Annotated in this window: 9 protein-coding genes and 1 pseudogene; 6 read left to right on the top strand and 4 right to left on the bottom strand. The window is 69.3% G+C overall.

Translation table 11 applies throughout. From position 1 onward, the window contains the following. Positions 1–42: 42 nt before the first annotated feature. Positions 43–657, bottom strand: a complete 615-nt coding sequence (locus BCD48_RS33475) for a TetR family transcriptional regulator (protein WP_071052393.1) — start codon at positions 655–657, stop codon at positions 43–45. 104 nt (positions 658–761) lie between these two features. On the opposite strand from BCD48_RS33475, the gene BCD48_RS33470 reads away from it, so the two are divergent. The 3 genes from BCD48_RS33470 (at position 762) to BCD48_RS33460 (ending at position 3,996) form a co-directional block, all read left to right on the top strand. After that, positions 762–1,817 carry an aldo/keto reductase gene (locus tag BCD48_RS33470; RefSeq protein WP_071052392.1) on the top strand — a complete coding sequence of 352 codons (1,056 nt, stop codon included), beginning with the start codon at positions 762–764 and terminating at the stop codon, positions 1,815–1,817. 120 nt (positions 1,818–1,937) lie between these two features. Beyond that, a complete protein-coding gene (locus tag BCD48_RS33465; protein WP_071052391.1) occupies positions 1,938–2,942 on the top strand; it encodes an aldo/keto reductase in 1,005 nt (334 codons plus the stop codon). Between the two features lie 157 nt (positions 2,943–3,099). Further along, on the top strand, positions 3,100–3,996 hold the full coding sequence (locus BCD48_RS33460; RefSeq protein WP_071052390.1) for an NADP-dependent oxidoreductase: 897 nt from the start codon (positions 3,100–3,102) through the stop codon (positions 3,994–3,996). Positions 3,997–4,166: 170 nt separating this feature from the next. Here BCD48_RS33460 and BCD48_RS56025 read toward each other — a convergent pair. Next, positions 4,167–4,322, bottom strand: a pseudogene (locus BCD48_RS56025) (FCD domain-containing protein); the annotation flags it as partial. A gap of 437 nt (positions 4,323–4,759) precedes the next feature. Further along, positions 4,760–5,740, bottom strand: coding sequence for an aldo/keto reductase (locus BCD48_RS33455; RefSeq protein WP_071052389.1), 981 nt, complete (start codon positions 5,738–5,740; stop codon positions 4,760–4,762). A gap of 225 nt (positions 5,741–5,965) precedes the next feature. On the opposite strand from BCD48_RS33455, the gene BCD48_RS33450 reads away from it, so the two are divergent. Together BCD48_RS33450 and BCD48_RS33440 are read left to right on the top strand one after the other, a co-directional pair. After that, positions 5,966–6,871, top strand: a complete 906-nt coding sequence (locus tag BCD48_RS33450; protein WP_071052388.1) for a helix-turn-helix domain-containing protein — start codon at positions 5,966–5,968, stop codon at positions 6,869–6,871. 563 nt (positions 6,872–7,434) lie between these two features. Continuing rightward, positions 7,435–8,469 (top strand): alpha/beta hydrolase, encoded by a 1,035-nt coding sequence (locus BCD48_RS33440; protein ID WP_071052387.1) that lies wholly within the window; start codon positions 7,435–7,437, stop codon positions 8,467–8,469. Between the two features lie 139 nt (positions 8,470–8,608). Here the strand turns inward: BCD48_RS33440 and BCD48_RS33435 are convergent, their stop codons facing one another. After that, complete coding sequence (locus BCD48_RS33435; RefSeq protein ID WP_071052386.1) at positions 8,609–9,610, bottom strand: LacI family DNA-binding transcriptional regulator; 1,002 nt, start codon at positions 9,608–9,610, stop codon at positions 8,609–8,611. 156 nt (positions 9,611–9,766) lie between these two features. Here BCD48_RS33435 and BCD48_RS33430 point away from each other — a divergent pair, with 156 nt between their 5' ends. Beyond that, positions 9,767–11,221, top strand: a complete 1,455-nt coding sequence (locus tag BCD48_RS33430) for a sulfatase family protein (protein WP_071052385.1) — start codon at positions 9,767–9,769, stop codon at positions 11,219–11,221. Positions 11,222–11,372: the final 151 nt, after the last annotated feature.

Genomic DNA, 11,372 nt, shown 5'->3' with positions numbered 1-11,372 from the left:
ATCCGTCTATGGAACAGTCCCGTCGTTGGAGGCAGGCGGTTGTCACCGCGTGGCGGTGTGAACCGTGGCGAGGGCGTTGGCGTACAGGCTGTGGATGTCGGCGTTGCCGTCGGAGCGGGCCCATTCGTGGATGGCGGCGTCGGCGCAGCCGAGGACGGCGGTGACGAGAGCGCGGGCGCGGGCGTCAGGGGTGGTGTCGTGGCCGTGGTCGAGGCGTGCGCGCACGTCGGGAATGAGTAGTTCCTGCCAGAGGAGCTGCTTCTCGATGCGTCGTGCGCGCAGCGACGGGGTGTGGGTGAGCATGGCACTAGCGCGCAGGCTGCGTTCGGGGTGGTCGACGAAGCTGCTCAGGAGGAGGGCGGCCGCGTGACCCAGGGCTTCCCAGGCGGACTCCTGGGGCGGGCGAGCCTGGAGTGCGTCGCGGACGCGTTCGCCGGCGGTCACGAAGCTTCCGAGGACGACGTCCTCCTTGGTGGGGAAGTGGCGGAAGAAGCTGCTGCGGGAGACGCCGGCCTTCTCGGCGATCTGGTCCGCGGTGGTCTCGTCGAATCCGTTGGCCAGGAACAACTCCATGGCCGCGGCGGTGATCTCGGCGCGGACGGTGGCGCGCTGCCGTTCGCGCAGCGACGGCCGGGGGGTCGCCGGGTTCGCCTTCATACGGCCAGGTTAGCGGATCCCCATTCAAACTGACACTGAGTGTCATGTAGGGTCTCAGTGTCAGTCATCCGAGGTGTGTCCCTCTGGTCGAAGGCAGGCTCCCCATGCAGTTCAGGACCCTCGGTCGCACCGGCGTTCAGGTCAGCGCGCTCGGGCTCGGGACCATGAACTTCGGAGCGTTCGGGAACACCGCCGAGGCCGAGACCACCGGCATGGTCCGCCGCGCCCTGGACGCGGGCATCAACATCATCGACACCGCCGACGCCTACTCCGCCGGTGTCTCCGAGGAGCTTGTCGGCAAGGCGCTCAAGGGCGTCGACCGCGACGACGTGGTACTGGCCACCAAGTTCCGCCTGCCGCTGGGAGATATCACCAAGCTGGGCGAGACGAACAAGCACGGCGGACCGAACAAGCAGGGCGGGTCGCGCCGTTGGATCGTCAGGGCCGTCGAGGACAGCCTGCGCCGTCTGGGTACCGACCACATCGATCTCTATCAGATGCACCGTCCGGATCCGGCCACCGACATCGAGGAGTCGCTGTCGGCGCTGACCGACCTGCAGCGCGCGGGAAAGATTCTCTACATCGGCTCGTCGACGTTCTCCGCCGCGGAGATGGTCGAGGCGCAGTGGGTGTCCGAGCGGCGCGCGCTGGCGCGTTTCGTCACCGAGCAGCCGCCGTACTCGATCCTCGTACGCGGCATCGAGGCCGACGTGCTGCCCACGGCGCAGAAATACAGCATGGGCGTGTTGACCTGGAGCCCGCTGGCGAGCGGATTCCTGTCAGGCAAGTACCGGCCCGGCGTCGAGGCGGAGCAGTCGCACCGCGACAAGCTCAGAGCCGGCCGCCCGATCCCCACCGACCGCGACGACACGCTCAAGCGCGAGGCCGCGGAAATGCTCCACACCCTCGCCGGCGAACACGGGATGTCACTCGTCGAGATGTCGATCGCCTTCGCGACCAGCCACCCCGGCGTAACCAGCGCGCTGATCGGTCCGCGCACCATCGAGCAGCTCGAGGCACAGCTACCCTGCGGAGACCGCGTGCTGTCCGCCGAGGTCCTCGACCGGATTGACGACATCGTCGCCCCCGGTCGCACGGTCAAGGCCGGCGACTCCCACGCCGTCAACCCCGCCCTCGACGCAGCCAACCGCCGCCGCTGAACCACACCCCGCCTCTGTCCCCGCCGCCGGCCATCCCGGGAACATCACCACGGCCGAGTTCCGGACTACTCAAGCAACTGATGCCGCGTTTCCACCACGCGAACCTGGGAGGACAAGACGATGGAACGCCGACGCCTTGGCACGGGTGGGCTCGACGTCTCGAAGCTGTCGCTCGGTGCGATGACCTTCGGCTCGGGGATGCCGCCGATCACGAAGGTCGACGAACGGAACGCTCGCGCGATGGTCGATCGGGCGCTCGACGCGGGTGTCAACCTGGTCGACACCGCCGACGTCTACGCCTCCGGCCAGTCGGAAGAGATCCTGGGCGCCTGTGTTCGACACCGGCGTGACGACGTGCTGATCGCCACCAAGGTCGGCTTCGGTTCCCTCGAACCAGGGGCGTTGGCGTACGACGCCGTGGTCGCGTCGTGCGAGGCCAGTCTCCGCCGGCTCGGCACCGACTGGATCGACCTCTACCAGCTCCATCGCCCTGACCGCACGACGCCCATCGAGGAGACTCTCCGCGCGCTCGACGACCTCGTGGCACGCGGGCTGGTCCGCGCTGTCGGCACCAGCAACTTCCGGGCCTGGGAGACCGCCGCGGCCGTGGCCAACCAGCGAGCCCTGGGCCGCACACCGTTCAGCGCCGCCCAGCTCTACTACTCGCTCGTCGGGCGCGAGGCCGAACATGACCTCATCCCGCAGTGCCGCGCCGACAACGTCGGGGTCATCGTGTGGAGCCCGCTGGCGGGCGGGTACCTCACCGGGCGCTACCGCGACGGCGGGGACGGCGGGCGCCTAAGTGCACATACGTTCCCTCCCGTCGCCCCCGGCCTCGGCGCACGCGCTCTCGACGCGGTCGGCAAGGTCGCCGCGTCTCGTGGCGTGTCCATGGCGCAGGTCGCACTGGCCTGGGTGTTGGCGCAACCGGGCATCACCTCGGTCATCGTCGGCGCGAGCACGCTGGAGCAGCTTGACGACAACCTTGCCGCCGGCACGCTCGAGCTCGACGCCGACGAGCTCGCGGCCCTGCACGCGGCCAGCGCGCTGGCACCTGTCTACCCCACCTGGTGGGACGCGGCGATGGGTATCCCGGGCCCGAACGACTGCGCCCAGCAAGCATGACGAATGGTGGCCGCGGAGCGCGCGATCCTGAGCGTCGGGATCGGCACTGCCGTCTGCGTCGTCCTCGTCAACGCCTTCTGATCCTTCTGGCTGCGCGAGGGGAGGTCTACCGATCCGGTACGAACTGCTCGGAGCCCACGACTCGCAGCAGTTCGAGGTGGTCGATGTCGCCGGTGCCGGGTGGCGCGGTGTAGGTACCCCGGCCGGTCCCGGGTCCGGTCAGGTCCTGGTCGAGGTGAAAACGGCGGCGATCAACCCAGGCGAGGCGGCCATCCGTGCGGGCGCCTTCGCGCAGCGCTGGCCGGCGATGTTCCCCTCGGGTCAGGGCAGCGACCTCGCCGGGATCGTGGCGGAAGTCGGCCCGGGCGTGACGCGGGTCATGGCCGGCGATGAGGTGATCGGGTTCACCGACAACCGTGCCAGCCACGCCCAGTTCGTCCTTGTCGAGCAGGGGAACCTCACGCCTCGCCCGTCCGGTGTCCCCTGGGAGGCGGCCGGTTCCCTCTACGTGGCCGGGACGACGGCGTACGCGGCCGTCCGGGCGGTATCCCTCGCGCCCGGCGACACGCTCGTGGTGTCGGCCGCGGCGGGCGGGGTCGGCTCCATCGCCGTACAACTGGCCACTGCCGCCGGCGCTACCGTCATCGGCCTGGCCGGCCCGGCCAACCATGACTGGCTCGCCGGCCACGGCGTGATCCCGGTCGTATACGGCGACGGGGTCTCGGACCGAATCCGGGACGCCTCGGGCGGCCGGGTTGACGCGTTCCTCGACGCCTTCGGCGGTGGCTACGTCGACCTCGCGATCGACCTCGGGGTGCGTCCGGAACGGATCGACACAGTCATCGACTTCGCGGCGGCGGAGAGGTACGCCGTCAAGACGGATGGTAACGCCGCCGCGGGAACGGCCGAGGTGCTCGCGGAAGTCGCCGCTCTGATCGACAAGGGCGTCGTTGAAATCCCGATCGCGAAGGTCTTCCCGCTGGCCGAGGTGCGCGACGCGTATCGGGAACTGGAGCGCCGGCACACCCGCGGGAAGATCGTGCTGCGTCCCTGACGACCCCGCCGGCGATGTTCGCAGCCTTGGCGGCTACCCGACCAGGTTGGTGAGAACCGGCAGCCGGCTGCGGCGCGAGGCGCCCAGCCGCTGTCCGGTTCGGTCGCAGGGCGCAGGGCGGCGGCGAGTTCGCGGTGTTCGTCCGGGATGTGTGCGAGGTAGTCCTCGGAGCCCTGGGCGATCCGGGTCAGCAGGAACAGGTGGACCTGGGACCGGATCCCCTCCCAGGCCTCCCGCAGGCGCCGGTGGTGGGCGGCGGCGAAGACGGCGTCGTGGAACGCGATATCGCACCGCGCCATCTCGTGCTCGTCCTCGACGCGCCGCATGCGGTCAGTCGCTGTTTCCATGGCCGTGATGTCCAGCCGTCGCCACCGGCACCGCCCGCGGCTTGGTCACCCAGCTGCGCACCGACACCCATTTCGCGCTCGATGGTCAGGCCGACCCAGCGGCGCCGTAGGACGCGGACCCGGCTCGGTCTCGGTCGGCCTGGTCAGACGCAGTCACTGCTCTGCTTGCGGACCTAATCGGAGACGAGGTAGCCGAGCGCGCGGGATGACCGTCGTCCTTCGCGCTCGGCGGACGGGGCCGACCGAAGACGGAACGACAGGAAGCAGTCTCTGCGTTGGCGACGCTAGTCGCGCGGTGGGAGCAGGCCGGCAGCCCCACCAGCCAACGCGACCAGACGGGCTGAACCGCTTCCTACCGGGCGCACGCGTCATCCCCCGTGACTGCCCATGCTGTTCTCCTTGTCGCGTGCGGCGGGTCAGCGGTCGATCGTGGTCATGTTGGCTTCGTCGTGGCGCTCCCCGGCGGCAGGGTCGAGGGTGTTCAGCCGTTCGATCTGGTCTGCGGTGAGTTCGATGCCGTCGGCGGCGGTGTTCTCCTCGACGCGGGCGACGCGGCGGGTGCCGGGTATGGGTGCGATGTCGTCGCCGCGGGTGAGGAGCCAGGCAAGGGCGGTCTGCGCCGGGGTCGCGCCGATCTCCGCGCCGATCGCCGTGACGGTGTCGACGATGGCCAGGTTGCGCTGGAAGTTCTCGCCGGTGAAGCGCGGGTTGGTCTTGCGCCAGTCGTCGTCGGCGAAGTCGTCGACGGAGCGGATCTGCCCGGTCAGCAGCCCGTGGCCGAGCGGCGAGTACGGCACGAATCCGATCCCGAGCTCGCGCAGCAGCGGCAGGATCTCCGCTTCCACGTCGCGGGTCCACAGTGAGTACTCCGTCTGCAGCGCCGACACCGGCTGCACAGCGTGAGCGCGCCGGATCGTCGTCGCGGACGCCTCGGAGAGCCCGAAATGCAGCACCTTGCCTTGCGCGATCAGGTCGGCGACCGCCTGCGCGGTCTCCTCGATCGGCGTGCTCTGGTCCACTCGATGCTGGTAGTAGAGGTCGATGTGGTCGGTGCCCAGACGCCGCAACGATCCCTCGATAGCGGCCTTCACATTCGCCGCACTGCTGTCGACGACACCAGGGCCACCGCCCGTGTGCGAGAACAGGCCGAACTTCGTGGCGATCTTCACCTGGTCGCGGCGATTCTTGATCGCCTGCCCGACGATCTCCTCGCTGAGGAACGGTCCGTAGATCTCCGCGGTGTCGATGTGCGTCACGCCGAGATCGAACCCGCGGTGGATGGTGCGGATCGACTCGTCGTTATCTAGGGCACCCTCGGAGGTGTAAGTGCCGGCCATGGTCATCGCGCCAAGGCCGATGCGGGAGACCTCCAGGGTCCCGAGGTGGGCGTTCTTCATCAGGTTCGTCCTTCCGGTGTCGTTCGGGACCTGGCCAGCTGTTCCCGGTCCCGGTCCCGTTTCCAGGTCAGACCTGGTCTCCCGTGGCCGCCCGAGGTCCGTCGCGGCCCGCTCCTCGGGTGGCGACACTGATGCAACCCGATCGCGGGCGTGCGAAGAAGTCACCGCTGGCAGGTGTACTGACAGCCCACCCCTCGCCTGCGAGTTCGTGCCTAGCCTGGACCGGTGGGTAACCAGGGCGAGGTCAAGGCGTTCCTCACGTCCCGCCGCGCGAAGATCACCCCCGAGCAGGCCGGGCTGACCAGCCACGGCCGCGGCCGGCGGGTCCCGGGACTGCGGCGCAGCGAGGTCGCCGACCTGGCGGGCGTCAGCGTCGAGTACTACGCCCAGCTCGAACGCGGCAACCTCGCGGGCGCCTCCGACAGCGTGCTCGACGCCGTGGCCCGAGCCCTGCAACTCGACGACGCCGAGCGCGCTCACCTGCTCGACCTCGCGCGTGCTGCCGGCCCCGCCGCCCGCACCCGCCGCCGGCCCGCGACCCAGCAGGTCCGGCCCAGCATCCAACGCCTGCTGGACCTCATGACCGAGATCCCCGCGATCGTGAACAACGCCCGCCTAGACACCGTGGCCGCCAACGCCTTGGGCCGGGCGCTGTTCGCGCCCGTCTACACCAGCCCTGTCCGCCCGGCCGGCCAGCCCGTCAACCACGCCCGGTTCACCTTCCTCGACCCCCACGCCCGCGACTTCTGGCTCGACTGGGACCGCGCCGCCGACGACAGCGTCAGCACCCTGCGCACCGAAGCCGGCCGCGACCCGCACGACAGAGACCTCATCGACCTCGTCGGGGAACTCGGCACCCGCAGCGACGCCTTCCGCGTCCGCTGGGCAACCCACGACGTTCGCCTCCACCGCACCGGACGCAAACACCTCCACCACCCCGCCATCGGTGACCTTCACCTGAACTTCGAGGTCCTCGACCTGCCCGCCGACCCCGGCCTGACCCTCATCGCCTTCCACGCCGACATCGGCTCGCCCAACGCCGACGCCCTGCGCCTCCTCACCAGCTGGGCAGCAACCCAAAACCTGACCGCCGCCCCCGATGCGGCCAGAAATCCACGAGCCAGCCGCTGATCCGACCGACGAACGGCACGGGAATGTCGTAGGAAACGGGTCGAGGCCACGGAGCGGCCCGCGTCAAGGCAGGATCGACACAGGTGCACGCTGGGTCGAGCGCTCGCTCGCGGGCAGCCCGCAGCGACACGGCTGTCCTGTCGGATCAGGCCATCGTTAGCTGCGGGCCGACAAGGGCGTACGACTTCCCGGACCTACGCCGCTACCTACGCCGACAACGCATCACCCCACGCATCGCCCGGCGCGGCGTGGAGCGCGCCGACCGTCTCGGCCGGCACAGGTAGAAGATCGAGAGGACGACCGTGTGGCTCGGCGGCTACCGCCGCCTGACCATCCGCTACGAACGCCACGGCCGTAGCTTCCTCGGGTTCCTGACTTGCGCGCGCTAGCGCCGTGGTGGTAGTTTTGCACCCGAAGACGCAAGATCGTTTTAGTGACGTCGCGGCGAAAGTGGGCCGGCGCGTTGGTGATGCCGCTCCGTGGAAGGCGAAAACGGAGCCTGCTCCGGTTAGGCGGTCGAGTGCCCCACGCGTGCCATCAACAGTCGGGAATGCGAGGGCAAGATGGGGAAATTTGATTCTCCGGCGCCGCCCATGGACGAGGAATGCGCTGCGACCTGGCGGTTCCTCATCGACACGCAGTTCGGCGGAGTTGTCCCTGAGATCACCGAAGAGATAGTCCCGCTGGCCCGCGCATACAAGCTGCCGACCCGTGAGACGGTGCTCAAAGAATTCCCTGTCTCTGAGGAGGAGCGTTCAGTCCCGGGGCCGGATGCAGAGATCATCGTCTCGGTTTTCACGCCGCGGAATCATCCCGGAACTGGCCCTGGAATCGTCTGGCTGCATGGCGGCGGAATGGTGGCCGGCCATCGTTTCGGGGCGGAGTCGGCCTTGCGGCTCGCGGTGGCGTCCAGCAGCGTCGTCGTGTCGGTCGAATACCGGATGCCTCCTGAAGCCCCCGACCCCACGCCCGTCGACGACTGTTACGCCGCGCTTCTCTGGACCGCGGATCACGCCGCCGAGCTGGGGATCGATCCGGCCGCGCTCATCCTCGCCGGCGGCAGCGCCGGCGGAGGCCTCGCCGCAGGTACAGCCCTACGCGTACGCGACGATGGCGGCCCTACCCTCGCCGGAATGCTTCTCCTGTCCCCGATGCTCGACGACCGGATGCAGACGGCCTCGGCTCACATGACCGGCGTGCTGTCGTGGAGCCGGACCAGCAACGAGACCGGATGGCGCATGTTGCTGGGGGACCGTGCCGGCACCGACGACGTCTCCGCCTATGCGGCGCCCGGCAGGGCGACCGATCTGTCGGGGCTCCCGCCAACGTTCATCGACGTCGGCTCCGTCGACCTGTTCCGCGACGAGGCTGTTGCCTTCACCTCCACGATCTGGGCGTGTGGAGGCGACGCCGAGCTTCATGTCTGGTCCGGCGGATTCCACGGTTACGAGGGCTACGCGCCCAACGCCCTACTTACCGTTGACACTCTCGCGGCCCGCGAGCGATGGCTCACACGCGTACTCGCCCGCGCCCGCGGCCACCATTCCGAGTTCGAGGCCGCGCGGGAAGTTCGCCCTCGAACGGAGGACCATTCGTGAAAAGCTGCCGTGGCGACCGCGGATAACACATCCATGCCCTCACCGGCGTCCGGCGGGCTACCGTGACGAGGCCCGGATCATCGGTGTCATTCGACCCCATGGGCTACCGTTCGCCATTCCCACGGAGCTCCCGGCCATGTCAGGCGGACTCTCGGACGATCAGTCGTGGCTGCACCGCTGCCGCCAGGGCGGGATCGAGCTCGCGGCCGTCAAGCAGCCGTCGGAGGGAGGAGGCGACGGCATGGGCGAGGTCCGGCACGAGGAAATGGGTGGTGGTCAACGTGGGGCGAAGGATGGCCCCCAATGGCTGGTTGCCGGATCCGACCACCGCGATGTCCCTCGGGACGTCGAGGCCAGCCTCGCGCAGGGCGTAGATGAGCATAAGGGCGAACTCGTCGTTGTAGGCGTAGACGGCGTCGGGCCGGTGGGCCGGGTTGCGCCAGCGGGCGACGGCCGGGGCTATGGAGCTGACCGCGAGGCTGCAGTCCACGCGTTCGACGAGGGCGTTCTCAATCTGCGCGGCCTCCACGACCGCCTCGAAGCGCCGTTCGGCCAGGGCCGCCCATTCGCCCCCGGGCACCAGACAGGACAGCCGACGATGCCCCTGACTCAGTAGATGCCGGGTAGCGACGCGGGCCACCGCGGACGGGTCGATCGGCACGCTCGGGGCGTACGGTCCGGCCGGGACGCCGCTGAGCAGGACCGCCTGCACGCCTGCCTGCCGTAGCAGCGCGACAGCCGGCTGGGTCCCCCGTGACGTGTCGAGAAAGACGGCGGCGGGGCGCAGCTCTGCCCACATACGGGCGCCCTCCACCCCGGAGGCGGTGTGGTCGCCATGCAGCAGCAGGTCCAGGCCCATCCCGGCCAACTCGCGGCCCAGATGGGCCAGAAACACGTCCTGGCCGGGCAGCGACCCGGACCGCGGCATGGGCAGCAGCACAATATTGCTTCGGCCCGCCCGCAGCGCCCGCGCCGACGCGTTCGGCGCGTAGTGCAGGTCCCGCGCCGCGGCCAGGACCCGTTGCCGGGTCGCCTCGCTGATCGGGTGGTCGGTGCCGTTGAGGACATGAGACACCGTCGCCCGCGACACTCCCGCCCGGCGGGCCACGTCGGTACTGGTCGGCCGCGACACGGCGCTCATGCGGTCCTCCTACGGTCGTGCGGACGGCCGGGACCTGCCCTGCCCGGCGACACGGACTTCCCTCGGGCGGGTAACACGTGTCACTATAACTGGTGACACGTGTTACCGGCGAGCTTCGACCCCACTCACGCTTGTTCACGCACGAGGAGCGTATTCATGGTGGATACCCGTCCGAATTTTGTGATTTTCATCCCCGATCAGCTCCGCGCGGACGCGCTCGGCGCATTCGGTAACCGGCACGTCCGCACTCCGAACTTCGACGCGCTGGCGGCCCGGGGTACCCGGTTCACCAACGCCTACGTGCAGCATCCGGTGTGCGTTCCTAGCCGTGCCTCGTTCCTGATCGGCTGGTATCCACATACCTCGGGCCATCGCAGCCAGAACCACCTGCTGCGGGGGCACGAGCCGAACCTGCTGCGCATCCTGAAGGACGCCGGATATCACGTCACCTGGGCCGGTCGCCGCGGCGACACGTTCGCCCCGGGGGTGACCGAGACCAGCGTGCACGAGTACGGGTACACCGAACCGCCCCCTGTCAGCGCTTACCGGCCCGAGTTGGCGACCTGGCCCGGCGGGGATCTGTGGGCGCGCCTGTTCTACTTCGGCCGGACGGCGGGCAACCTCGACCAGGACGAAGCCTCGATCCGCACCGCCGAGCAGAGGCTGGCCGCGCCTCCGGACAAACCGTGGGTGCTGTTCGTGCCCGTCATCGCCCCGCACTGCCCCTTCCGCGCGCCCGAGCCGTGGTTCTCGATGTATGACCGCGACGCGATGCCCGACCCGATTCCGCCGGGCGACACCGAACCCCGGTACGTTCCGGCGCTCCGCGACCTGCACGGGCTGGAACGGGTGACATCGGAGATGTGGCGCGAGGTGATCGCCACCTACTACGCCATGGTCTCGCGTATGGACGACCATCTCGGGCGGGTCCTGTCCGCTGTCGAGCGGACCGGGCAGGCCGACAACACGGTCACGATGTTCTTCGCCGACCATGGCGAGTACCTCGGGGACTTCGGGCTGATCGAGAAATGGCCCTCGGCGATGCATCCCTGCATCACCCGCGATCCCCTCGTCATCGCCGGCGGCGGGCTGCCCGAGGGCCAGGTCCACGACGGCATGGTGGAACTCGTCGACGTCCTGCCCACCGTGCTCGACCTGGCCGGCATCCCCGCGCCGCACCGGCACTTCGGGCGCAGCCTGGTGCCCGTCCTGCACGACCCCGGCTCCGAACACCGCGAGTACGCGTTCACGGAGGGGGGCTTCACCATCGAGGAGGAATCCCAACTGGAGCACTCGGTCTTTCCTTACGACCTGAAGACGGCACTGCAACACCGCCAGCCCGACCTGGTCGGCAAGGCCACCGCGGTACGTGACCGGGAATGGACCTACGTATGGCGGCTGTACGAACCCCCGGAGCTCTACCACCGAGTCACCGACCCCGACGAGCGACACAACCTCGCCGGACGCCCAGAACACTCCGAGGTGGAACGCCGCCTGAGCCAGGCGCTGCTGCACTGGCTGATGACTACTGCCGATGTCATCCCCCCCGATTCTGACCCACGCATGCCCGACGTCGACCTACCCGCCCCACAACTCGTCCACTCCGAATAGACCTCCGAGGCTCCGCGTTGTCGCCGCGCCAGTGGGTGGGCGACCACCGTGGTCGCCGTCGCGTCGGGTCGGCGTCCAGCTAACGCTCTACTTACGCGGCTTCCCGATATGTTCCCGCTGGCCTCTGGACGAAGCCGCGACCGGGTCGGCG

The organism is Pseudofrankia coriaricola (assembly GCF_001854805.1).
In the GTDB taxonomy this organism is placed as follows: Bacteria; Actinomycetota; Actinomycetes; order Frankiales; family Frankiaceae; genus Pseudofrankia.
The sequence above is the reverse complement of the archived record's forward strand: the minus strand, read 5'-3'. Positions and strand labels throughout refer to the sequence as shown.

Bases quoted from the DNA above. Each gene is read 5' to 3' on its own strand.
- BCD48_RS33475 (WP_071052393.1), bottom strand. From the start codon at position 657: ATGAAGGCGAACCCGGCGACCCCCCGGCCGTCGCTGCGCGAACGGCAG.
- BCD48_RS33470 (WP_071052392.1), top strand. From the start codon at position 762: ATGCAGTTCAGGACCCTCGGTCGCACCGGCGTTCAGGTCAGCGCGCTC.
- BCD48_RS33465 (WP_071052391.1), top strand. From the start codon at position 1,938: ATGGAACGCCGACGCCTTGGCACGGGTGGGCTCGACGTCTCGAAGCTG.
- BCD48_RS33455 (WP_071052389.1), bottom strand. From the start codon at position 5,740: ATGAAGAACGCCCACCTCGGGACCCTGGAGGTCTCCCGCATCGGCCTT.
- BCD48_RS33440 (WP_071052387.1), top strand. From the start codon at position 7,435: ATGGGGAAATTTGATTCTCCGGCGCCGCCCATGGACGAGGAATGCGCT.
- BCD48_RS33435 (WP_071052386.1), bottom strand. From the start codon at position 9,610: ATGAGCGCCGTGTCGCGGCCGACCAGTACCGACGTGGCCCGCCGGGCG.
- BCD48_RS33430 (WP_071052385.1), top strand. From the start codon at position 9,767: ATGGTGGATACCCGTCCGAATTTTGTGATTTTCATCCCCGATCAGCTC.